The following is a 23,608-nucleotide window of genomic DNA, read 5'->3' as shown; positions in this document are numbered from 1 at the left end:
GGCTTTTGCGGTCAGGCGTCGGCGGGTGCAGCAAGCACCCGGTCGCGACCGGCCGCCTTGGCGCGATAGACCGCGCGGTCGGCGGCGCGCATGGTGATTTCCAGATCGTCATCGGGATCATGCTCGCGGAAGCCCACACTCGCGGTGGGCTGATAGTCGTCGAGCGGAGCAGGCAGGCGGATCGAGCGGATCGCGAGGCGTGCGCGCTCGCTCATCAGCGCGAGATTGCCCGCATGTTCCCGGTCGACCAGCAGCAGGAATTCCTCCCCGCCCACTCGGCACACGGTGGCATGATCGCGAAATTCGCGCGAGAGGCACTTGCCCACCGCGCTGAGCAGAAGGTCTCCGCAGGCATGGCCGTAGCGGTCGTTGACCTGTTTGAAATGGTCGAGGTCGATGGCGATCACTCCGCCTACCGGTTTCTTGCCGCGCGCCGAAAATTCCATCGCCAGTTCCATCGCCCGCCGGTTGCCCACGCCCGTCAGTTGGTCGGTGCGCGATTCGATTGCCTTGGAGCTGATCAGATCCTTGCCGACCGCGAGCAGGAGGAGGATTGCGGCGGCGAGGCCAAGTACCGCGCTGCTGACGTGCGAGAGCACGACATATTCGTCGTCGATCAGGCGGTTGCTGAGGCTGGCGAGCGTGATCGGATCGACGATCGGCAGGATCGCGCGGAGAAAATAGACCGCCGCCGAAGCGAAGACGGTGAAATAGATGGCGCGGTCGATCCTGCTTTTCACGCGGCTGGGCCAGAGCGTGCGGAGCGCCAGCCAGATGATGGTGAAGCCCGCGAGATGCACCACCACCGGGCGATAGGAGAAGGAAGGCGTCCAGGGCGAGCCGGGCAGCAGGATCAGCGCTGCCATTCCGGCGACCAGGGGCACGGCGAGCGAGAGGTTGCGGCCGTGACGCACCGCGAAGGCCTGCAGCATGCAGGACAGGCTGGTGAAATGGCAGAGGATGGCGAAATAGCCGAGCGGGACATTGTCCACCGCGCGCAGCATGTCGGAAACCATCGCGACCGAAGCGAAGAGAAAGCCTGCCGATGCCCAGCGCGTTGCCCGGATCGACCGTTCGGTGAAGGCGACGATGGCGAGTGCGATCGCGAAGGCGAGGAATGTCGCCGGCATCGTCAGGAAGACGACCATCGTCGTCATGACGCGATCATATTGACGGGGGCGCCCGACGGGGCGCCCGGATACGCATCACTTGGCATTACTGTACCGCTTTCAATTCGAGAGTGGCGGCATTGCCGACCGCCGCCACGACCTTGTTCCGCCCGTCGGACTTGCCGCGATAGACTGCCCGGTCGGCGGCATTCATTGTTTCGGCGATGCTGTTGCCTTCGTCGCGCCGCTGGAAACCCACGCAGGCCGTCGTCGCCGTTCCTTCGAGCGGGCCACCGAGGCTGATTGAGGCGATGGCCTTGCCCGCGGTGGTCGAGAGCGCCTCGGTAGCGTCGGCATGGGCTTCATCGACGAGCAGGATGAATTCCTCGCCGCCGATGCGGCACAGGCGACCGAAGCGGCCGAGCACGCTGTCGAGGGTCTGCGCGACCTCGATCAGTAAGGTATCGCCCGCGGCATGGCCGAAACGGTCGTTGACTTCCTTGAAGCGGTCGAGGTCGAGCGCGATCACCGCGCCGCAGCGCCATTCGCCCCGTTCGTCGGCTTCGATCGCGCTGGTGAGCGCGCGGCGGTTTCCGATGCCGGTGAGCGCATCGGTCTCGCTTTCGCGAGCTTCGCGCATCAGTGCATCGACGCCCACCGCGACGAGGAGCACGATTCCCACCGAAAAACCGATCACCGCGGTCGTGATGTGGAAGATGATGTCGTAAATATTCTGGAAGAGCGGGGTATATTCGTCGGCTGCCGAAGGTTCGCCCGCGTAGAGGCCCGCGCGGACGAGATAGGAAAGGAAGGAAAAGGCGACCGCGAAATAGATCATCCGGTCGATGGTCGAGGAGCGCGCCCATTGTACCGATTGCGCGAGGAACGGCAGGAGGATGCCGCTCGCGATGACCTGGACCATCACGACGCGCAGTTCGGGCCATTGATCGAGCGGACTGAACGGCGCGTAGATGACCGCTCCACCGAGGGCGACCGCGATCGAAAGACGGGGCAGCCCTGCGCCATGACGTTCGACGAAGGCCTTGAGCATCAGCACCAGCACTAGGAAGTGCGAAACGAGGATGATGTAGCGAAGAAGCGTGTCGTCGGGCGAGCGCAGGGCATCGCCCGTCACCCCGAGCGCCGCCACGAAGAAGGCCGCCGCGCCCCAGCGCGCCGCGACCAGTTCGCGGTCCGCCATGGCAACCGCTGCCAATGCCGCCCCGAACAGGACGAACATCATCGGCACCAGGAAGAAAAAGGCTGCAACCTGTTCCATAGACTACATTAACTCTGAACCCCCTAACCTATATTAATAGCCAAATTGGGGGGGCGAGCAATGAGGAGATGCTTGCAGTGTGCGAGTGCGACTTTTATGCGACGCTGCCATGAACCAGCAGAAACAGGGCGACCCCACGACCTTGAACCGCCTTTATGGCCGTTCGAGCGGACACCGGCTGCGCAAGGCCCAGCAGGAACTGGTCGACCATCTGCTGCCCCAGATCAGCGTTCCCGAGGAAGGCGAGATCAGCGCCGAGCGACTGTTCGGCGAGGATCGGCCGCTACATTTCGAGATCGGTTTCGGCGGGGGCGAGCACCTCGCCTATCGCGCCGACTTGCTTCCCGATCATGGTTTTATCGGGTGCGAACCTTTCCTCAATGGCACCGCGCAGGCGCTGACCCATATCCGCAAGGGGCTGCTTGCCAATGTGCGGTTGCATATGGGCGATGCGCTGGGCGTACTCAAACGGGTGCCCGACGGTGCCTTGAGCTTCGTCTATCTGCTCCACCCCGACCCCTGGCCCAAGAATCGCCATGCCAAGCGGCGGATGATGAATGACGGGCCGCTCGACCTGATCGCGGCCAAGCTCAAGCCCGGGGGCGAATTCCGCATGGCGACTGATCATCCGGTCTATCTCGAATGGGCGCTGATGGTGATGCAGCGCGAGCGCCATCGCGACCATTTCGAATGGCTGATCGAGGGACCCGATGGCTTCCTTGAAAAGCCCGGCGGGTGGATCGACACGCGCTATGCCGCCAAGGCCCGGCGCGAGGGACGGCGGCCCTATTATCTTCGCTATCGGCGGCGCTAGCGGCCCTGCCCGCGCGGCGAGAGGTGCGAATTAATCGCCGGCCGCCCCTTCCGGAGGGGCCGGACAGCCACTATTTGCTCCCCCATGACCATTTGCGACGACGTTCTCGAAGCGATCGGCAATACGCCGCTCATCAAGCTCAAGCGGGCCTCGGAGGAAACCGGCTGCACCATCCTGGGCAAAGCCGAATTCATGAACCCGGGCCAGTCGGTGAAGGACCGGGCGGCCAAATATCTGGTCATGGACGCGATCGCCGAAGGCAAGCTCGAGCGTGGCGGCACGATCGTCGATGGCACGGCGGGCAATACCGGCATCGGCCTGACGATGGTGGGCAATGCCCTGGGGATGGAAACGGTGATCGTCATTCCCGAGACGCAGACGCAGGAAAAGAAGGACACGCTCCGCAACCTTGGCGCGCAGCTGGTCGAAGTGCCCGCGGTGCCGTTCAAGAATCCCAACAATTATGTGAAGATCGCGGGGCGGATCGCCGCGGAACTGGCGCAGACCCGTCCGGGCGGCGCGCTGTTCGCCGACCAGTTCGACAATCGTTCGAACCGGCGCGCCCATGTCGAAACCACCGGTCCCGAGATTTTCGAGCAGACCGGGGGCAAGGTCGACGGCTTCATCTGCGCGGTCGGCACCGGCGGCACGCTGGCAGGGACCGCCGAAGCGCTGCGATCGCGCAGCGACAAGGTGATGATCGGCATCGCCGACCCCTATGGCGCGGCGCTCTACAGCTATTACACGAGCGGCGAACTCGCTTCCGAAGGCAATTCGATCAGCGAAGGCATCGGCCAGGGGCGCATCACGGGCAATCTCGAAGGGCTCGAGGTGGACCTTGCCTATCGCATTCCCGACCAGGAAGCGCTCGACGTCAATTTCCGGCTGCTCGAGGAAGAAGGGCTGAACCTCGGCCTGTCCTCGGGCATCAATGTCGCGGGCGCGATCCGCATGGCGCGCGAGATGGGTCCGGGCCATGTCATCGTCACGATGCTCTGCGATCCCGGCACGCGCTACCAGTCGCGGCTCTTCAACCCCCAATTCCTTCGCGAGAAAGGCCTGGAGGTTCCCGACTTCCTGCTGCGCGAAAGCGAGATTTCCATTCCCTATCTTCCCACTGAATGAAAAGAGGACAGACATGACCTTATCGATCGGATCGACCGCCCCTGATTTCACCGCCGACACGACGCAGGGAAAGATCAATTTCCACGAGTGGATCGGCGATGGCTGGGCCATCCTTTTCTCGCACCCCAAGGCCTTTACGCCGGTGTGCACCACCGAACTTGGCTATATGGCGGGGCTGAAGGACGAGTTCGCCAAGCGCAACACCAAGATCATCGGCCTGTCGGTCGATAGCACCAAGGACAATGCCGACTGGCTGCCCGATATCGAAGAAGTGTCGGGCAACAAGGTCGATTATCCGGTGATCGGCGACAGCGACCTCAATGTCGCCAAGCTCTACAACATGCTGCCCGCCGACGAGTCGGGAACGGCGGAAGGCCGCACCGCGGCGAACAATGCCACCGTGCGCACCGTCTATATCATCGGGCCCGACAAGAAGATCCGCGCCATGCTGCTCTACCCGATGAGCACGGGGCGCAATTTCGACGAGGTGCTTCGCCTTCTCGACAGCGTCCAGCTGACCGAGAACCAGGGCGTTGCGACGCCGGTCAACTGGCAGCAGGGCGATGACTGCATCATCCCGCCGAGCGTTTCGGACGAGGAAGCCAAGGCCAAATATCCGGGCGGCTGGGACACCAAGAAGCCCTATCTGCGGGTCATTCCGCAGCCCGAGACAGCGAACTGATTTTCGCTTTCGAGGAAAGAGTTGAAGGCGGCGTCGGAAGGTCCGGCGCCGCCTTTTTCGTATCAGCGGGCGGGCGTGAGCTTGAGGAGCGTGCCGTCGGAATCGCCGCGCTCGTCCTCGAGGAGGTAGATCGCGCCATCGGGGCCCTGGACGACCTCGCGGATGCGCGCGCCCATATCATAGTCGGTGTGGCCGACGACACGGTCGCCTTCGATGTCGACATGACTGAGCGACTGGCCCGACAGGCCGGGCACGATCGCATCAGCTTTCCACTCTGCGAAGAGATCGCCCGAATAGATGAGCAGGCTCGCCGGGCTGATCGCGGGCACCCAATATTGTTTGGGCGCTTCGAATTCGGGACGGGTATCATGGTCGGGGATCGAGCGGCCGTCATAATGATCGCCTTCCGACACGATCGGCCAGCCATAGTTCTTTCTAGGTTCGATGAGGTTGAGTTCATCGCCGTGGCGCGGGCCCATCTCGATCTGCCAGAGGCGGCCGTCGGGCGCGAAATCGAGGCCGAGAAGGTTGCGATGGCCGATGCTCCAGAACTCCGCGGCGCGCCCGCCGCGGTCGGCCCAGGGATTGCCCGGAGCGGGCTGGCCGTCGAGCGTCAGGCGAAGCACCTTGCCCAGATTGACCGACATGTCCTGCGCGGGATCCAATTTCTGCCGGTCGCCCGAAGTGAGGAAGAGATGATTGCCGTCGGGCGAGAAAGCGATGCGGTGCGAATAATGGCCGCGGCCCGTGACCTTGTCCTGCCGCCAGATGACTTCGAAGCCTTCGAGGCGGCAGCTGTCGGCCTGTTCGCAGACGAGCGTGCCGCGCCCCAGCGCCGCGCCGCGCGTGTCGCCGTCGCCTGCTTCGGCGAAGCTGAGGTAAAGCGTGCCGCCGCTGGTCGCGCCGTCCGGCCAGTCGGGAGCGAAGGCGATGTCGCCAAGGCCGCCCTGCCCGCCATAATCGACCGTGGGAATGCCGCTTTCGACGCTTCCCGTGCGGCCCGTGGCGACATCGATCCATTTGATCGCCCCGCCTTTTTCGGTGACGAACAGCATGCTGGTGCCCGGCATGAATTCGGCGGCCCAGGGTTCGTCGAAGTCGGTCACTTCCTCGACCCTGAAGGGCTTGCCTGCGGCTTCGCTGTCGGTGGCGCTCGCTTCATTGTCGGCCGCTGCCTTGGGGCCGCTGGCGGTGCAGGCGGCCAGTGCCAAGAGGGACGTCATCAGCATCATTCGCATCGCTTTCCTCCACTGTCATTCACATGGCCCAACGAACCGGCGGTGCGATAGTGTCATATCGCCTTGCGCCAATCGGTGTGCGGGACTATATGCCCTCTCGACTCCTCGACATCGTAAAGGTGCTGAGGCCGGTTCCGGGACGGGGGCCGGCACCGATGGGGTTTGGATAATGAAGAGGAACGCTCAACTGGCCGACATTGCCGCCATCACTGCCATCATCGCCCCCATCGTCGAGGACATGGGGTTCAAGCTGGTGCGCGTGAAGATGATCGGCGGCGCGGAAGAGCGGACCTTGCAGATCATGGCCGAGCGGCCCGACACGCGGCAGCTCACCATCGAGGATTGCACCGCGCTCAGCCATGCGATCGATGAGCCTTTGGAAGCTGCCGACCCGATTGCCGAGCCCTACCGGCTCGAGGTTTCGTCGCCCGGCATCGACCGCCCGCTCACCCGGCTTGCCGATTTCAGCGATTGGTCGGGGCATGAAGCGCGCATCACCTTGACCGAGAAGCTCGACGGGCGGCGCAAGTACAAGGGCGTGATCGACGAGGTGGAGGGCGAGACCGTGCTCCTTACCGACGAGCAGGAAAAGTCCCATCGCCTGCCATTTTCGCAAATCGAGGATGCCAAGCTGCTCCTCACCGACCGGTTAATCCAGGAAACGCAGCCGCTCTCCACCGAGGGCGCCGATACGATCAAGGAAGAAGGGTAAGACCATGGCCACCACTCCTTCGGCGGTTACCGCCAACAAGGCCGAACTGCTGGCGATTGCCGACGCCGTTGCGCGTGAGAAGCTGATCGACAAGGCGATCGTCATCGAGGCGATGGAAGACGCGATCCAGCGTGCCGCCCGTGCCCGTTACGGTGCCGAGAACGACATTCGCGCCAAGCTCGACCCCGAAACGGGCGATCTCCGCCTGTGGCGGGTCCTCGAAGTGGTCGAGCAGGTCGACGATCATTTCAAGCAGGTCGACGTCAAGGGCGCGCAGAAGCTGCAGGACGGCGCCAAGGTCGGCGACTTCATCGTCGATCCCCTGCCCCCGATCGAATTCGGGCGCATCGCCGCGCAGGCCGCCAAGCAGGTCATCTTCCAGAAGGTCCGCGACGCCGAGCGCGAGCGCCAGTATGAGGAATTCAAGGACCGCGCGGGCGAAGTCATCACCGGCGTCGTCAAGCGCGTCGAGTTCGGCCATGTCGTGGTCGACCTTGGCCGGGCCGAAGGCGTCATCCGCCGCGACCAGCAGATCCCCCGCGAAATGGTGCGCGTCGGCGACCGCATTCGCTCGCTGATCCTGCGCGTCAGCCGCGAAACCCGCGGCCCGCAGATCTTCCTGTCGCGCGCGCATCCCGATTTCATGCGCAAGCTGTTCGCGCAGGAAGTGCCCGAAATCTACGACGGCATCATCGAGATCAAGGCCGCTGCCCGCGATCCCGGTAGCCGCGCCAAGATCGGCGTCATCTCCTACGACAGCTCGATCGATCCGGTCGGCGCCTGCGTGGGCATGAAGGGCAGCCGCGTGCAGGCCGTCGTGCAGGAATTGCAAGGCGAGAAGATCGACATCATTCCCTGGTCCGAGGACCTTGCGACCTTCGTCGTCAACGCGCTGCAGCCCGCCACGGTGAGCCGCGTGCTCATCGACGAGGAAGAAGGCCGGATCGAGGTCGTGGTTCCCGATGACCAGCTGAGCCTGGCGATCGGCCGTCGCGGCCAGAACGTGCGCCTCGCGAGCCAGCTGACCGACAGCCAGATCGACATCCTCACCGAAGCCGATGCCAGCGAAAAGCGGCAGAAGGAATTCACCGAGCGGACCGAGATGTTCCAGGGCGAACTCGACGTCGACGAGACGCTGTCGCAGCTGCTGGTCGCCGAGGGTTTCACGAGCCTCGAGGAAGTCGCTTATGTCGAGCAGGACGAAATCTCGACCATCGAGGGTCTCGACGAGGAAATCGCCGAGGAACTGCAGAGCCGCGCCAAGGAAGCGCTCGAGCGGCGCGAGGAAGCCGCGCGCGAGAAGCGCCGCGAGCTGGGCGTCGAGGATGCGGTCGCCGAACTGCCGCACATGACCGAAGCCATGGCGGTGACGCTGGGCGAAGCGGGCCTCAAGACGCTCGACGATGTCGCCGACCTCGCCACCGACGAACTCATCCAGAAGAAGCGCGTCGAACCGCGCCGCCGCTCCGACAAGGGCCGCGCCGAGGAAAAGGGCGGCGTCCTGGGCGAATATGGCCTGACCGAAGAGCAGGGCAACGAGATCATCATGGCGGCTCGTGCCCATTGGTTCGAAGACGAGGACGAGGCTCCCGCCCCGGCCGCATCCGAGGAGGACGCTGGCGCGGATGGGGACCAATGAGCATCAACTAGGGAATAGCGAAGGTCCGACCCGGACCTGCGTCCTGACCCGGCAAGTCGCTCCCAAGGAGCGGCTCGTCAGGCTTGCGCTTGGTCCCGATGGGCAAGTGGCCCCCGACGTGCGCGCCAAGGCGCCGGGCCGGGGTGCCTATGTCGGCGTCGGCAAGGCCGCGCTCGAGGCGGCGATCGCCGACGGCAAGCTGAAGGCGGCATTGTCGCGGGCCTACAAGACCGGGCAGGTCCTGATCCCCGAGGATCTGGGCGAGCGGATCGTGGCGGCGCTGCGGCGCAACGCCCTCGACCGGCTCGGCCTCGAGGCGCGGGGCGGCACGCTGGTCAATGGCGGCGAGAAGGTCGAGACCGCCTGCCGGAGCGGCAAGGCGCATCTTCTTCTCCATGCCGCCGATGCCGCCGAGGATGGCCGCAAGAAGCTCGACGCCGCGTGGCGGGTCGGCGGCGGCGAGGCGCATGGCATGGATCGCGGGCTTGTTTTTCCCGAAAATCGCACCACCTTGTCAGGGGCATTGGGGCGGGAGAATGTCGTCCATGTGGCGCTCCTTGACGCCGAGGCAGCGGAACGGGTGCGTCTGGCGCTCGAACGCTGGCAATCTTTTCTTGAACCCGATGCTGGGCTAGACGGCGGCAGTGCCGCCGCGCCCGATGCGTCGATGCACGATGGTAGGAACGAAGGATAGTATGAGCGACGATAAGAAGAAGCTGGGCACGCGTCCGCCGCTGGGTATCAAGCGGACGGTCGAAACCGGCAAGGTGAAGCAAAGCTTCAGCCATGGGCGCTCGAACACCGTCGTGGTCGAGGTCAAGAAGCGGCGCATCCTGAAGCCCGGCGATGCCAAGCCCGAGGCCGAGAAGCAGGAAGAAGCCAAGGCTGCGCCCGAGGAAAAGGCCGCGCCCGCCAAGAAGCCCGCGCCCGAGAAGAAGGCGCCCGCGCGCAAGCTGTCCGAAGCCGAGGAAATCGCGCGCCGCAAGGCCGAGACCGAGCGGATGCAGCGCGAAGCCGAGGAAGAGCGCCTGCGCCTTGCCGAGGAAGCGCGCCGCCGCGAGGAACAGAAGAAAGCCAGCGCGAGCCGCGAGGAAGCCGAGCGCGCCGAAGCCAATCGCCGCGCCGAGGAAGAAGCCGAGCGCAAGGCCAAGGAAGATGCCGAGCGCGCCGCCGAGGAAGCGCGCCGCGAGGCCGAAGAGCAGAAGAAGGCGGCTGCGGCCCCCTCGCCTGCCGCTCCGCGCACTGCCGACGACCGGCGCGCGCCCAAGCCCGCCGCGCCCAAGAAGCCTGACCGCACCAAGGGCCGTCCGGCCCCCGACCGCCGTTCGGGCAAGCTCACCGTCAATCGCGCGCTGCGCGGCGACGAAGGTGGCCGTGCGCGCAGCCTCGCCGCCCTCAAGCGCAAGCGCGAGAAGGAAAAGCGTTCGCAGCAGCATAGCGGCCCGCGCGAGAAGACCGTTCGCGACGTGGTGGTGCCCGACAGCATCACCGTTGCCGAACTGGCCAAGCGCATGGGCGAAAAGGCCGCCGATCTCGTCAAGAGCCTGTTCAACATGGGCATGATGGTGACGGTCAACCAGACCGTCGACCAGGACACCGCCGAACTGCTCGTCAACGAATTCGGCCACAAGGTGCAGCGCGTTTCGGAAAGCGACGTCGATATCGACACCTCCGAGGATGTCGATCCCGAGGACACGCTGAAGTCGCGTCCGCCGGTGGTGACCATCATGGGCCATGTCGATCATGGCAAGACCAGCCTGCTCGACGCCATTCGCGGGGCCGATGTCGCCGCGGGCGAAGCGGGCGGCATCACCCAGCATATCGGCGCCTACCAGGTTACCCCCAAGGGCGGCGATCCGATCACCTTCCTCGACACGCCGGGCCATGAGGCCTTCACCGAGATGCGTGCGCGCGGTGCCAATGTCACCGACATCGTCATCCTGGTGGTGGCGGCCGATGACGGCCTCAAGCCGCAGACGATCGAGGCGATCAACCACACCAAGGCGGCCAATGTCCCGATGATCGTGGCGATCAACAAGATCGACAAGGACGGCGCCAATCCGCAGAAGGTCCGCGAGGAGCTTTTGCAGCATGAAGTCATCGTCGAAGCGATGAGCGGCGACGTGCAGGACGTCGAGGTGTCGGCCAAGAAGAAGACCAACATCGACAAGCTGCTCGAGGCGATCAACCTCCAGGCCGAATTGCTCGAACTGAAGGCCAATCCCGACCGCGCCGCCGATGCGACCGTGGTCGAGGCGAAGCTCGACAAGGGCCGTGGCCCGGTGGCGACCGTGCTGATCCAGCGCGGCACGCTCAAGGTCGGGGACACCTTCGTGGCCGGTCCGGCGGCAGGCAAGGTGCGCGCGCTGGTCGACGACCATGGCCGCCGCGTCAAGGAAGCCGGCCCCTCCTTCCCCGTCGAAGTGCTGGGCCTTTCCGCCCTGCCGAGCGCGGGCGACCCCTTCACCGTGGTCGAGAACGAGGCCCGCGCCCGCGAAGTCGCCGACTATCGCCAGCGCAAGCTCGACGAGCAGCGCACCACGGCCGCTCCGATGAGCCTCGAGAACATGTTCGCCAAGAAGGGCGCGCAGACGATCCAGTTCCCGATGATCATCAAGGCCGACGTGCAAGGCACCGCCGAGGCGATCAATGCCGCGGTGAACAAGATTTCCACCGAGGAAATCGAGGTTCGCGTGCTCCATTCGGGTGTCGGTGCGATCACCGAGAGCGACGTGACGCTGGCGGCTTCGACCGGCGCGCCGATCATCGGCTTCAACGTGCGTCCCAATGCCAAGGCGCGCGAAGTCGCCAATCGCGAGCAGGTCGAGTTCCGCTATTACGACGTCATCTACCACCTCACCGACTGGGTGAAGGAAGCGATGGCGGGCGAACTGGGTCCGGAGATCATCGAGAATGTCCGTGGCCGCGCCGAAGTGAAGCAGGTCTTCCCGGCGGGCAAGAAGGACAAGGCCGCGGGTCTCCTCGTCGTCGAGGGCGTCATCCAGAAGGGCTTCCATGCGCGTCTCACGCGCGACGATGTCATCGTCTCCAAGACGGTGATCGACTCGCTTCGCCGCTTCAAGGACGATGTGAAGGAAGTCGAGGCCGGGACCGAATGCGGTGTCGTCCTTCAGGACACCAACGACATCAAGCCTGGCGACATGCTCGAGGTCTTCGAAGTCGAAGAAAAAGCCCGGACGATCGAATAGACGATGCGCAGCAAGCAACAGGACGGCCCCTCGGTGCGCGTCTTGCGCGTGGGCGAGCAAGTGCGGCACGCGCTGAGCGAGATCCTGTCGCGCGGGGACGTGCATGACGAGACGCTCGCTTCGCACATGGTGTCTGTGACCGAGGTCCGGATGTCGCCGGATCTTCGCCATGCCACTGTCTTCGTCAAGCCGCTGCTCGGCGGGGACGAGGAAGAGGTGCTGAGCGCGCTCAAGCGCAATGTGCGTTACCTGCGCGGCGAAGTGTCGCGGCGGGTGAACACTAAATATGCCGCTGATCTGAAGTTCCGCATCGACGAGAGCTTCGACGAAGGCAGCCATATCGACCAGCTCTTGCGCTCGGCCCATGTCGCGCAGGATTTGGAGCGGGACGAAGAGGAATAGACTCCCGCGCCCCCGCCGCTAGGGTGGCGGGATGGCCAAGCTCTATTTCTATTATGCGGCGATGAATGCCGGCAAATCGACCACGCTGTTGCAGGCGGCGTTCAACTATCGCGAGCGCGGAATGGAGACCATGCTCTGGACCGCCGCGCTCGACGATCGTGTCGGGGCCGGACGCATCGGGTCGCGCATCGGGCTGGAAGCCGAGGCGCATCGCTATCATGACCAATGCGACCTCGAGGCCGCAATCCTTGCCGAGCGCGACAAGCGGGCGCTCGATTGCGTGCTGGTCGACGAAGCGCAATTCCTTTCCGAAGCGCAGGTGCTCCAGCTCGCCGACATTGCCGACAAGGCGCATATCCCGGTGCTGTGCTACGGGCTGCGCACCGATTTCCAGGGCAAATTGTTCCCGGGTTCGGCGGCGCTGCTGGCGCTGGCGGATTCGCTTATCGAGCTGAAGGCCGTGTGCGAATGCGGGCGCAAGGCGACGATGAACCTGCGCGTCGATGGGGATGGGCACGCCGTCGCGGCGGGCGAACAGACCGAAATCGGGGGCAATGACCGCTATATCGCGCTTTGCCGTCGCCATTTCCGCGAGCGGCTGGCCGATGCCGAGGCGCGGCTTGCCCAACCCATGGCCGACGCCCTCGCATCGTGAGCGAGCCCGCGCCGCCGATCAACGGCTGGATCATTCTCGACAAGCCGGTAGGGATCGGCTCGACTGCCTGTGTCGGCAAGGTCAAATGGGCCGCGCGCCAGATGGGCGCGCGCAAGCCCAAGGTGGGGCATGGCGGGACGCTCGACCCGCTGGCGTCCGGAGTGCTGCCGATCGCGCTCGGCGAAGCGACCAAGCTCGCGGGGCGGATGCTCGATGCCACCAAGGAATATGATTTCACTATCCGCTTCGGGAGCGAGACCGATACGCTCGATGCCGAGGGCGAAGTGGTGGCGACCAGCGACGTGCGCCCTTCGCGGCAGGAGATCGAGGACGTGCTGCCGGGCTTCACCGGGACGATCGAGCAGGTGCCGCCCGCTTTCTCCGCGCTCAAGGTCGAGGGGAAGCGCGCCTATGCGCTGGCGCGCGAAGGCAAGCAGGTCGATCTGGCCAGCCGGACGGTGATCATCCATTCGCTGACCATCGGCGATGCGGGCGAGGAGGAAGTCACCTTGTCTGCGACGGTCTCCAAAGGGACCTATATCCGCTCTCTCGCACGGGACATCGCACGCGCCCTTGGAAGCGTCGGCCATGTCACCATGTTGAGGCGGACGCGCGCCGGTCCCTTTTCGCTCAAACAGGCGATTTCACTGGACTTTCTGGAAGAAGCCGCTAAGTCGCGCGCACTGATTGATGAGGTACTCCCGCTTGAAGCGGGGCTGGACGACATCCCGGCCCTCATCGTCACGCCCGAGGAAGCCAGCCTGCTCCGTCATGGACAGCGGCTGACCGGGCACCCCGCACCGCCGGGCCAGCATCTCGCGATCGAAGGGCAACGCCCGGTCGCGCTGGTTTCGGTGGAAGATGGCGAAGTTGCCGTCTTGCGCGGGTTCAACATCTGATTTGAAAGGAATGACACGATGTCGATTACGACTGAACGCAAGGCCGAGATCGTCAAGGAACATGGTCGCGGTGAAGGTGACACGGGTTCGCCCGAAGTCCAGATCGCGATCCTCACCGACCGCATCAACACGCTGACCGAGCATTTCAAGGGCCATGCGAAGGACAATCATTCGCGCCGCGGCCTCCTGATGATGGTCAACAAGCGCCGCAGCCTTCTCGATTATCTGAAGCGCAAGGACCACCAACGCTATAGCGACCTGATCGCGAAGCTGGGTCTGCGCAAGTAACCGAATTCAAAAAGGGCGCCTTACCGGGCGCCCTTTGCTTATCCGACCTCGCGCAATCCGGCGCGAAGGAAAGAAGGGGGCAGGAAATCGCCCCGAACCGCGCGGGCCGGCTAGCCCGCAAACGAAAGAGGCCCCGGCGGCATCCGGCCCCCGGGTGGAAAATATATGTTTGATATCAAGACTGTAGAAATCGATCTGGGCGGCAAGACGCTCAAGCTCGAAACCGGGCGTATTGCCCGCCAGGCCGACGGCGCGGTTCTCGCGACCCTCGGTGAAACCGTGGTTCTGTGCGCCGTCACCGCCGCGAAGAGTGTGAAGGAAGGGCAGGACTTCTTCCCGCTCACCGTCCACTACCAGGAAAAATTCTCGTCGGCCGGACGCATTCCGGGCGGCTTTTTCAAGCGCGAAGGCCGCGCGACCGAAAAGGAAACCCTCGTCAGCCGCCTGATCGACCGTCCGGTCCGTCCGCTGTTCCCCGAAGGTTTCTACAACGAAATCAACGTCATCGCCCAGGTGCTGTCCTATGACGGCGAGAACGAACCCGACATCCTCGCGATGATCGCGGCCTCGGCGGCGCTGACCATCTCGGGCGTTCCCTTCATGGGCCCGATCGGCGCCGCGCGCGTCGGTTATGTCGATGGCGAATATGTCCTCAATCCCAGCCTTTCGACGATCTTCGACGAAGGCCGTCTCGACCTCGTGGTCGCCGCCACCCGCGATGCGGTGATGATGGTCGAATCCGAGGCCAAGGAACTGACCGAGGAAGAAATGCTCGGCGCGGTGAATTTTGCGCACGAAGCAAGCCGCAAGGTCGTCGACGCGATCATCGAGCTGGCCGAACAGGCCGCCAAGGATCCGTGGGAACTCGATGTCGTCGAAGACAAGTCGGGCACGCTCGAGGAACTGCGCGGCCTCATCGGCGATGATCTCGCCAAGGCCTACCAGATCACCGACAAGGGCGAGCGCCAGGCCGCGATCAATGCGGCCCGCGAAAAGGCGCGCGACCATTTCGAATCGATCGAGGATGCCGATCCCGCCGAATATCTCGGCAAGCTCAAGCTGGTGAAGAAGCTGGAAAGCGACATCGTCCGCAAGGCAATCCTCAAGGACGGCAAGCGCATCGACGGCCGCAAGACCGACGAAGTGCGTCCGATCGAAGCGATGGTCGGCCTTCTGCCCCGCACCCATGGTTCGGCGCTGTTCACCCGCGGCGAGACGCAGGCGATCTGCACCACCACGCTGGGCACCAAGGACGCCGAGCAGATGATCGACGGCCTCGAGGGCCTGTCCTACAACCACTTCATGCTGCACTATAACTTCCCGCCCTATTCGGTCGGCGAAGTGGGTCGCTTCGGCTTCACCAGCCGTCGCGAGACGGGGCATGGCAAGCTGGCATGGCGCGCGCTGCACCCGGTGCTGCCGAGCCATGAGGACTTCCCCTACACCATCCGCATCCTGTCCGACATCACCGAGAGCAATGGCTCCTCGTCGATGGCGACCGTGTGCGGCGGCTGTCTGTCGATGATGGATGCCGGCGTTCCCATCGTGCGTCCGGTTTCGGGCATCGCCATGGGCCTCATCCTCGAAGGCAAGGACTTCACCGTTCTGTCCGACATCCTAGGTGATGAAGATCATCTCGGCGACATGGACTTCAAGGTGGCCGGCACCGAAGAGGGCATCACCTCGCTCCAGATGGACATCAAGGTGGCGGGCATCACCGAGGAAATCATGCGCACCGCTCTCGAGCAGGCCAAGAAGGGCCGCGCGCACATCCTCGGCGAGATGACCAAGGCTCTCGACCACAGCCGCAGCGAAGTGTCGCAGCATGCGCCGCGTATCGAGACGATGCAGATCGCCAAGGACAAGATCCGCGACGTGATCGGCACGGGCGGCAAGGTGATCCGCGAGATCGTCGCCGAAACCGGTGCCAAGGTCGACATCGACGATGAAGGGATCATCAAGATTTCCTCGTCCGACCTTTCGCAGATCGAAGCCGCACGCAAGTGGATCGAAGGCATCGTGGTCGAACCCGAAGTCGGCACGATCTACACCGGCAAGGTCGCCAATATCGTCGATTTCGGCGCCTTCGTGACCTTCATGCCGGGCAAGGACGGCCTCGTCCATGTGTCGGAAATCAAGAACGAGCGGGTCGAAAAGGTCAGCGACGTTCTCGAAGAAGGCCAGGAAGTGAAGGTCAAGCTGCTCGAGATCGACCAGCGCGGCAAGGTCCGCCTGTCGATGCGCGTGGTCGACCAGGAAACCGGCGAGGAACTGGAAGACACCCGCCCGCCCCGCGAGAAGGGCCCGCGCCGCGACCGTGGTGACCGTGGTGACCGTGGCGAACGGGGTGATCGTGGCCGTGGCGGCCGCGGCGGTCGTGACGGCGGTGGTCGTGATGGCGGTGGCCGTGGTCGCGGTCCGCGCCGTGACAAGGGTTCGGACGAAGGCGGCAAGGGCGGCGATCCCGAATTCGCTCCCGCCTTCCTGACCGAAGGCCGCGACGACGACTGATCGTCGGGTCATTCCTGAACAAGCGAAGCCTCCGGTCGGTGAGACCGGAGGCTTTTCTTTTTAATTTCAGGAGCTAATGCTTTGGCATGAACGATCCGGCCTCCATTGCTGCGGCACATCAGACGGGCGCGCGCCGCTCGCTTGCCGAACATATCCCCTTGACCAAGGTCCGCTGGCCCATTGCGCTGGGTGCGACGATCCTCCTGTCGCTGTTTGCCTGGTGGCTGCGCCTCGAGATCGACCCGATCCTGCCGACCGGTTTCCAGCTGGTCACCTTCATCCCGGTGGTGATCGCCGTGTCCTTCCTGTTCGGCGCGACTTTCGGAGCGGTGGCGGGACTGCTGTGCGGGGCCATAGCCTGGTACAGTTTCGTGCCGATCCAGAACAGTTTCGCATTCAGCCATGGAGGGCTGGTCGCGCTGCTTTTCTACACTGCCATCGTCACCATCGACGTGGCTCTCATCCACTGGATGCAGCAGTTCAACCGGCAGTTGCGCGAGGAGCGCGCACGATCCGAGCAACTGGCGGTGACGCGCGAACTCCTGTTCCGCGAATTACAGCATCGGGTTTCGAACAATCTCCAGATGATCGCGGCCCTGCTGACCCTGCAGCGGCGGCAGGTGCGCGACAGTGCCGCGCAGGCCTCGTTGGAGGAAGCGGCCAATCGCCTCGCGACGATCGGGAGAGTGAGCCGTCAATTGTACCGGCCCGACGGCGAAGGCCGCGACATGGGCAGCTTCGTCGAGGCATTGGTCGAGGACGTGATCGAGACCAACGGGGGTCTCGAGGTCGATTTCAATGTCGAGGTCGACCATGCCATCGAGATCGATTCCGAAGCGGCCATCCCCGTCGCGCTCATCGTGGCGGAATCGATCGCCAATTCGATGGAGCATGGTTTCAGGGCCCGTGGCCACGGGCGGATCGAGGTGCGCCTCTATCGCGGCGATGAAGGCAATGTGATCGAGATCGAGGACGACGGGGTGGGCCTGCCGGACGATTTCGATATCGAGCAGACCGAAAGTCTCGGCCTTCGCATCGCACTGATGATGGCGCAGCAGGTCAACGCCGAATTCACGCTGCAGGAGCAAGCCGAGGGCGGCACGATCGCCAGGCTACAGTTTCGCCCCGCCTGACGCCCTGCACTCCAGGCATGGGCCCCCGGCGACTTGTTTTCGCCGCATTGGGCCGTCATAGGGCCTGCAACCGTCCGTTCAGCCGGACCTTTTTCAGCATTTCATACGACCCGCTGCCCGCTTCGCGCGGGCGTCGCCAATTAACGGAAACCGATGTTCAATTCTGCCACGATCCGCCGCGAATGGCTGGATAATCCCCGCGCCGACATCCTTGCCGGCATCGTCGTCGCACTGGCGCTCATCCCCGAAGCCATCGGTTTCTCGATCATCGCGGGCGTCGATCCGCGCATCGGGCTCTACGCCAGCTTCTCGATCGCGGTGATCATCGCGCTGGTCGGCGGGCGTCCGGGCATGATCTCGGCGGCGACCGCAGCGGTGGCGGTGCTGGTGGTGCCATTAGTGCGCGATCATGGCGTCGAATATCTGTTCGCCGCGACCATTCTGATGGGCATCCTGCAATTTGCGGGCGGACTGCTGCGGCTCGACCGGCTGATGCAGTTCGTTTCGAAATCGGTGGTGACGGGCTTCGTCAACGCGCTCGCCATCCTCATCTTCATGGCGCAGCTGCCGCAGCTCATCGGGGTCGATATCAATACCTATTGGATGGTCGCGCTGGGGCTGGCGATCATCTATCTTTTTCCGCTGGTCACGCGGGCGATCCCCTCCCCGCTGGTCGCCATCATCATCCTCACGGGCATTGCCCTGTGGCTGAACCTGCCGGTCAACCGGATCGGCGACATGGGCGAGCTGCCTTCCTCGCTCCCCGAATTCCTCATTCCCGACGTGCCCTTCACCTGGGAGACGCTCGAGATCATCCTGCCCTATTCGCTCACCATGGCGGCAGTTGGCCTCTTGGAATCGCTGCTGACGGCGCAGATCGTCGATGATTTGACCGACACCGACAGCAACAAGGCACGCGAGACGCGGGGCCAGGGCATCGCCAATTTCGTCACCGGTTTCTTCGGCGGCATGGGCGGCTGCGCGATGATCGGCCAGTCGGTGATCAACGTGAAGTCGGGGGGCCATACGCGGCTATCGACCATGGTGGCGGGCCTGTTCCTTCTGTTCCTCATCGTCGTGCTGGGCCCCTGGGTCGCGCAGATCCCGATGCCCGCGCTGGTCGCGGTGATGATCATGGTGTCGATCGGCACCTTCTCCTGGTCTTCGATCCGCGACATCCGGCGCCACCCGTGGCACAGCTCGGTCGTCATGCTGGCGACCGTAGTGACCGTGGTGGCGACACATGACCTCGCCAAGGGTGTGCTCGCGGGCGTGCTGCTTTCGGGCATCTTCTTTGCCAGCAAGGTGAAGGCGCTGCTGTCGGTCGATTCGGCTCTGTCGGCGGGCGGACGGACGCGCACCTATCGCCTGCGGGGTGAAATCTTCTTCGCCTCGACCGAGCGCTTCCTTGCGGCCTTCGATTTCCGCGAAGTGATCGAGAAGGTGGTGATCGATGTCAGCCGCGCGCATTTCTGGGACATTTCGGCGGTGGGCGCGCTCGACAAAGTGGTGATCAAGTTCCGCCGCGAAGGCACGCTCGTCGAACTGGTCGGAATGAACGAGGCAAGCGCGACGCTTGTCGAAAATTTCGCGCTTCATGATAAAGCGGGTGCGGACGACGCCGCATCGGCGCATTAGGGTGAACGTCATGAAACTACTCGCCTGTCTCGACCTGTCGGCCTACGCGACGAGCGTCACCGACCATGCCGCCTGGCTTGCCAAGGGCCTCGGTGCCGAGGTCGAGCTTCTCCATGTCATCCAGCGCAGCGACGTGGTCGCCAAGCGCGGGGACTTGTCGGGCGCGCTCGGCCTGGGTGCACGATCGAGCCTGATGGAAGAGCTGGTGGCGATCGAGGAAGCCGAGGCACGGCTGGCGCGCGAGCAGGCCGAAGCGCTGATCGACACCGTGCGGAGCCGGCTCGAGGAACAGGGCGTGGATCAGGTGACCGCGCTGCTTCGGCATGGCGACATCGTGGGCACGGTGATCGAACGCGAAGCCGATGCCGCCCTGGTCGTGATGGGGAAGCGCGGCGCGCATGCCGATTTCGCGCGCGGCCATCTCGGCAGCAAGGTCGAGCGGGTGGTGCGCCAGAGCGACCGGCCCGTGCTGGTGGCGAGCCGGGCTTTCGCGCCGATCCGCACCGCGCTGATCGCCTTCGATGGCGGTGCGACCGCGCGCAAGGCGGTCGAGTTCGCCGCCTCATCGCCCTTGTTCGAGGGCGTTGCCCTGCACCTTGTCATGGTCGCCAAGGGCGATGCCCGGCAACAGGAAGCGATGGACTGGGCGCGCGAGACGCTGGGCGCACGGCTCGAAAAGGCGGAAATGGTCGGCGGCGATGTCGAGGGTGCCATCCGCGCCAAGGCGGAAGCGATCGGCGCGGACCTTCTGGTCATGGGAGCCTATGGCCATTCGCCGCTGCGCAGCATGTTCGTGGGGTCGACCACGACCGCGATGTTGCGGGCGCTGCACAAGCCCGTTTTGCTGTTCCGCTAAAACCTGATCACGCGATAGGGTTCATGTTCGATAGCCTTGCCAGAATAGCTTGGGGCTCGCCGGGCTAAAGCGGCTACCGCCTTACTAAGAGGGCCAATGGTGGCTCATCGGACACGGATCGGGCTCGACACAATCAGCGAGTGAAAAAGCGCTTAATCATGCGAACTTGGGGAGGAGCCGCGCCATTACTTAACCTATGTTCGTTGCAGAACAGCAACAAGTCTCGAACCGTTTTCGGAAAACCGGGCCGGCGCACTGGCGCTCTTGCCGGACTGCTGCCAACCTCCCCCTGTTTTACATAATTTCGGGGGGAAAAATGGCTACTCGCTTCACACGTCGCGCTACGGAAATTCGCACCGCATTGCTATGCGGGATCGTCGGGATGGCCTCAGCCACCCCAGCCCTCGCGCAGGAAAGCGGCACCACCGCCCAGATCGAAGAGAACCAGGCGATCATCATCACTGGGACACGCCAGGCCAACCGGTCGGCCGCCGATACGGTGGCGCCCGTCGATATCGTTTCCTCGGACGAGCTGACCAACCAGGCCGATACCGATGTCAGCAACCTGCTGCGTATCGCGGTTCCCTCCTTCAATGTGAACACTCAGCCGATTTCGGACGCGGCGACGCTGGTGCGGCCCGCCAACCTTCGCGGCCTGTCGCCCGACAACACGCTGGTTCTCGTCAACGGCAAGCGGATGCATCGTGCCGCGGTCATCGCCTTCCTTGGCGGCGGCATCTCGGACGGTTCGCAAGGCCCGGACGTGTCGACGATCCCGACCATCGCGATCAAGCAGCTCGAAGTGCTGCGCGACGGCGCCTCCTCGCAATATGGTTCGGACGCCATCGCGGGCGTGATGAACTTCATCATCAAGGACGATTCCGACGGGGGCATGTTCACCGCCAAATGGGGCTCGACCTATGAAGGGGATGGCGATCTCTACCAGATCGGGGCCAATGTCGGCCTGCCGATCACTGACAACGGCTTCCTCAACCTCAGCGCAGAATATGGCGAGTCCGATGCCACCAGCCGATCGGTCCAGCGCGACGATGCAGCGGCGCTGATCGCGGCGGGCAATACGGCGGTGGCCGACCCGGCGCAGATCTGGGGCCAACCCAACGTCAATGACGACTTCAAGACATTTGCCAATTTCGGGATCGATTTCACCCCGAACCTCACGCTCTACGCCTTCGGCAATTATGCCGAGCGTAATGTCGATGGCGGCTTCTTCTTCCGTAATCCGACCAATCGCGGCGGCGTCTATGCGGGCCCGCTCGTCGATCCGGTGACCGGCTTTGCCGATCCCAATGGCGTCCCTTCGGTCCTTGTCGGCGATATGTCGAACACCACGGCCGGGGATTGCCCCGCAGGCATTCCGCTGACAGGGACCAACGGACTCATTCCCGATCCGACGATCCTTGCAGCAGTGTCAGCCGATCCGAACTGCTTCTCCTTCGTCGAACTATTCCCGGGCGGCTTTACCCCGCGCTTCGGCGGCGACCTCAGGGATTTCTCGGTCGCGACGGGGGTGCGCGGGCAGGTGCTTGGCGGGCTCGATTTCGACCTGAGCTATCGCTACGGCAAGAACCGCGTCGATTTCTTCATCAACAATACGATCAACGCATCGCTTGGCCCCAACACGCCGACCTCGTTCAATCCGGGCGGCTATCGCCAGGCCGAGAATCTCGTGAACCTCAACCTTGGTCATGAAGTCTCGCTGGGCAGCACGGGCAGCATGTATGTCGCCGCCGGTGCCGAATATCGCGACGAGACCTTCACGACGATCGCTGGCGATCCGGAATCCTTCGCGCTGGGACCGCTTGCCCAGCCGACGGCAGCCTTCCCCTTCGGACAGGGCTTCTCGACCAGTTCGAACGGCTTTGGCGGCTTCTCGAACAATGCGGCGGGTTCGGCCACCGAGGATACCAAGGCGGCCTATCTCGATGTGGAGGCCGACCTTGCCGATACGGTGACCCTGCAGGGCGCGCTTCGCTACGAGGACACCAAGACCTTCGGCGACAATCTCAGCTGGAAACTGGGCGGTCTCTACAAGATTTCCGACAGCTTCCGGGTGCGGAGCACCTATTCGACCGGCTTCCATGTGCCGACGGCTGGACAGGCGAACGTCATCAACGTGACGACGCAATTCTCCAACGGCATGTTGCAGGATGAAGGCACCTTCCCGCTGTTCAGCCCGGCGGGCCTGATCGTGGCCGACTATGTCGCGGATTCGACGGCCAATGGTGGCCTCGGTCTAGCCCGGCCCACGCTCGGCCCCGAAGAAGCCGACAGCTTCACCGCGGGTGTCGCGGGCGACTTTGGTGATGTCACTTTCACGCTCGACTATTTCAACATCACGCTAAAAGACCGCATCTCGCGCTCGTCGACGATCAACTTCACCGATGCGCTGCTATACCTAGCAGCACGCGAAGGGGTTCCTGTGACGAGCACGACGACGGCGGGCCTGCTGGCCGAACTGTCGACCGCAGGGGTTATCAATCGGGGTGACTTCACCGGTTTCGAGGATCTCACCTCGTTCGCCTTCTTCAACAATGCGTTCGACACGCGGACCCAGGGCATCGACTTTGTGGCCAATGCCCGCCTTCCCTTCGTGGATGGCGCCACCACCCAGGCGACGCTGGCGATCAACTATACCGACACCAAGGTGAAGGATGCCGATGCCACCATCTCGGCGACGCGCATCCGCCAGCTCGAGGAAAATCTTCCCAACTGGAAGGGCTTCCTAAACCTGACGCATGAACAGGGACGCATGCGCGGCCTGCTGCGCGCCAATTATTTCGGCAGCTTCTACGAAGCCCATCTCGACGATGGCACGCTGCCGATCGATGCGAAAGCGCGTGTGACCGTCGATGCCGAACTTGGCTATGAAGTGATCGACGGACTGGAAATCGCGGCAGGGGCGCAGAACCTGTTCGACACCTATCCGACGCGCAACCCTTGGGCGGGGATCGCGGGTGCGCAATATGCCGTCACTTCGCCTTACGGCTTCAACGGTGGCAGCTATTACATCCGTGCCCGCTTCATGTGGTAAGCGGAACCCATCCGAATGAGACGAGGGGCGGTCCCGTGTGGCCGCCCCTTTTCTATTGGGGCGTGCCAAAAACTGCGCCTGCCGGTGGCATGGCGGCTTCGTCGGATTTTTCTTGGAAAGGACCGGCAGGCTGGTGGAGCTAGGGGTCTATCCCTAACCCAATAGGATCAATTACTTAGATGGTCTAACCTACCCGCTTTTGCCCAAAAAGGCCCCCTCGCGACCCGAAAAAATTGTCTAACCTTTTCGAAGCTCGTGCCGTCCTCGACATTGTTGGCCAATTCGAGACGTTCGATAAACTATCTCTTGCTCACATTCCGGGCTTGGACGCATGCAGGCAATTTTGTTAATGCATGCTAAGTGAGCT

Annotated in this window: 19 protein-coding genes; 16 read left to right on the top strand and 3 right to left on the bottom strand. The window is 63.7% G+C overall.

All coding sequences use genetic code 11. The features are described from left to right. Window positions 1-11: 11 nt before the first annotated feature. Window positions 12-1,157, bottom strand: a complete 1,146-nt coding sequence (locus tag FHS50_RS01290; RefSeq protein WP_183932540.1) for a GGDEF domain-containing protein — start codon at window positions 1,155-1,157, stop codon at window positions 12-14. A 58-nt stretch (window positions 1,158-1,215) separates the two neighbouring features. Continuing rightward, window positions 1,216-2,388 (bottom strand): GGDEF domain-containing protein, encoded by a 1,173-nt coding sequence (locus tag FHS50_RS01285; protein ID WP_183932539.1) that lies wholly within the window; start codon window positions 2,386-2,388, stop codon window positions 1,216-1,218. 109 nt (window positions 2,389-2,497) lie between these two features. Between FHS50_RS01285 and trmB the strand changes: the two genes are divergently transcribed. From trmB to FHS50_RS01270, 3 genes are all read left to right on the top strand, one after another. Then, a complete protein-coding gene (gene trmB / locus FHS50_RS01280) occupies window positions 2,498-3,202 on the top strand; it encodes a tRNA (guanine(46)-N(7))-methyltransferase TrmB (protein ID WP_183932538.1) in 705 nt (234 codons plus the stop codon). Window positions 3,203-3,286: 84 nt separating this feature from the next. Then, window positions 3,287-4,327: a cysteine synthase A gene (locus FHS50_RS01275; RefSeq protein WP_183932537.1), complete on the top strand. Its 1,041-nt coding sequence runs from the start codon at window positions 3,287-3,289 to the stop codon at window positions 4,325-4,327. Window positions 4,328-4,340: 13 nt separating this feature from the next. Then, window positions 4,341-5,009, top strand: coding sequence for a peroxiredoxin (locus tag FHS50_RS01270; RefSeq protein WP_183932536.1), 669 nt, complete (start codon window positions 4,341-4,343; stop codon window positions 5,007-5,009). A gap of 62 nt (window positions 5,010-5,071) precedes the next feature. On the opposite strand, the gene FHS50_RS01265 is transcribed toward FHS50_RS01270, so the two are convergent. Further along, window positions 5,072-6,241 (bottom strand): PQQ-dependent sugar dehydrogenase, encoded by a 1,170-nt coding sequence (locus FHS50_RS01265; RefSeq protein ID WP_246332908.1) that lies wholly within the window; start codon window positions 6,239-6,241, stop codon window positions 5,072-5,074. Window positions 6,242-6,434: 193 nt separating this feature from the next. Here FHS50_RS01265 and rimP point away from each other — a divergent pair, with 193 nt between their 5' ends. The 13 genes from rimP to FHS50_RS01200 all read left to right on the top strand — a co-directional run bounded on the left by rimP (window position 6,435) and on the right by FHS50_RS01200 (window position 23,241). Continuing rightward, window positions 6,435-6,959: a ribosome maturation protein RimP gene (gene rimP, locus FHS50_RS01260; RefSeq protein ID WP_183933839.1), complete on the top strand. Its 525-nt coding sequence runs from the start codon at window positions 6,435-6,437 to the stop codon at window positions 6,957-6,959. Window positions 6,960-6,963: 4 nt separating this feature from the next. Beyond that, window positions 6,964-8,598, top strand: coding sequence for a transcription termination factor NusA (gene nusA, locus FHS50_RS01255; protein WP_183932535.1), 1,635 nt, complete (start codon window positions 6,964-6,966; stop codon window positions 8,596-8,598). Further along, window positions 8,585-9,292 carry a DUF448 domain-containing protein gene (locus tag FHS50_RS01250; protein ID WP_183932534.1) on the top strand — a complete coding sequence of 236 codons (708 nt, stop codon included), beginning with the start codon at window positions 8,585-8,587 and terminating at the stop codon, window positions 9,290-9,292. The genes nusA and FHS50_RS01250 overlap by 14 nt, the downstream gene beginning before the upstream one ends. 1 nt (window position 9,293) lies before the next feature. Then, window positions 9,294-11,807: a translation initiation factor IF-2 gene (gene infB / locus FHS50_RS01245; RefSeq protein ID WP_183932533.1), complete on the top strand. Its 2,514-nt coding sequence runs from the start codon at window positions 9,294-9,296 to the stop codon at window positions 11,805-11,807. A gap of 3 nt (window positions 11,808-11,810) precedes the next feature. Further along, complete coding sequence (gene rbfA, locus FHS50_RS01240) at window positions 11,811-12,209, top strand: 30S ribosome-binding factor RbfA (RefSeq protein ID WP_183932532.1); 399 nt, start codon at window positions 11,811-11,813, stop codon at window positions 12,207-12,209. Window positions 12,210-12,240: 31 nt separating this feature from the next. Then, window positions 12,241-12,864, top strand: a complete 624-nt coding sequence (locus tag FHS50_RS01235; RefSeq protein ID WP_183932531.1) for a thymidine kinase — start codon at window positions 12,241-12,243, stop codon at window positions 12,862-12,864. Continuing rightward, window positions 12,861-13,763, top strand: coding sequence for a tRNA pseudouridine(55) synthase TruB (truB, locus tag FHS50_RS01230; protein WP_265568881.1), 903 nt, complete (start codon window positions 12,861-12,863; stop codon window positions 13,761-13,763). The genes FHS50_RS01235 and truB overlap by 4 nt, the downstream gene beginning before the upstream one ends. 18 nt (window positions 13,764-13,781) lie before the next feature. Then, window positions 13,782-14,051 (top strand): 30S ribosomal protein S15, encoded by a 270-nt coding sequence (gene rpsO / locus FHS50_RS01225; RefSeq protein ID WP_183932530.1) that lies wholly within the window; start codon window positions 13,782-13,784, stop codon window positions 14,049-14,051. 165 nt (window positions 14,052-14,216) lie between these two features. Continuing rightward, on the top strand, window positions 14,217-16,562 hold the full coding sequence (pnp, locus tag FHS50_RS01220) for a polyribonucleotide nucleotidyltransferase (RefSeq protein WP_183932529.1): 2,346 nt from the start codon (window positions 14,217-14,219) through the stop codon (window positions 16,560-16,562). An 86-nt stretch (window positions 16,563-16,648) separates the two neighbouring features. Further along, a complete protein-coding gene (locus FHS50_RS01215) occupies window positions 16,649-17,695 on the top strand; it encodes a sensor histidine kinase (RefSeq protein ID WP_183932528.1) in 1,047 nt (348 codons plus the stop codon). Window positions 17,696-17,848: 153 nt separating this feature from the next. Then, entirely contained in the window at window positions 17,849-19,333 is a 1,485-nt protein-coding gene (locus FHS50_RS01210) for a SulP family inorganic anion transporter (protein ID WP_183932527.1), read from the top strand. Between the two features lie 10 nt (window positions 19,334-19,343). Next, window positions 19,344-20,189 carry a universal stress protein gene (locus FHS50_RS01205; protein WP_246332907.1) on the top strand — a complete coding sequence of 282 codons (846 nt, stop codon included), beginning with the start codon at window positions 19,344-19,346 and terminating at the stop codon, window positions 20,187-20,189. Window positions 20,190-20,571: 382 nt separating this feature from the next. Beyond that, entirely contained in the window at window positions 20,572-23,241 is a 2,670-nt protein-coding gene (locus FHS50_RS01200) for a TonB-dependent receptor plug domain-containing protein (protein ID WP_183932525.1), read from the top strand. The last annotated feature ends 367 nt before the right edge of the window (window positions 23,242-23,608 follow it).

The organism is Sphingomicrobium lutaoense, from assembly GCF_014195685.1.
Classification (GTDB): domain Bacteria; phylum Pseudomonadota; class Alphaproteobacteria; order Sphingomonadales; family Sphingomonadaceae; genus Sphingomicrobium; species Sphingomicrobium lutaoense.
The sequence above is the reverse complement of the archived record's forward strand: the minus strand, read 5'-3'. Positions and strand labels throughout refer to the sequence as shown.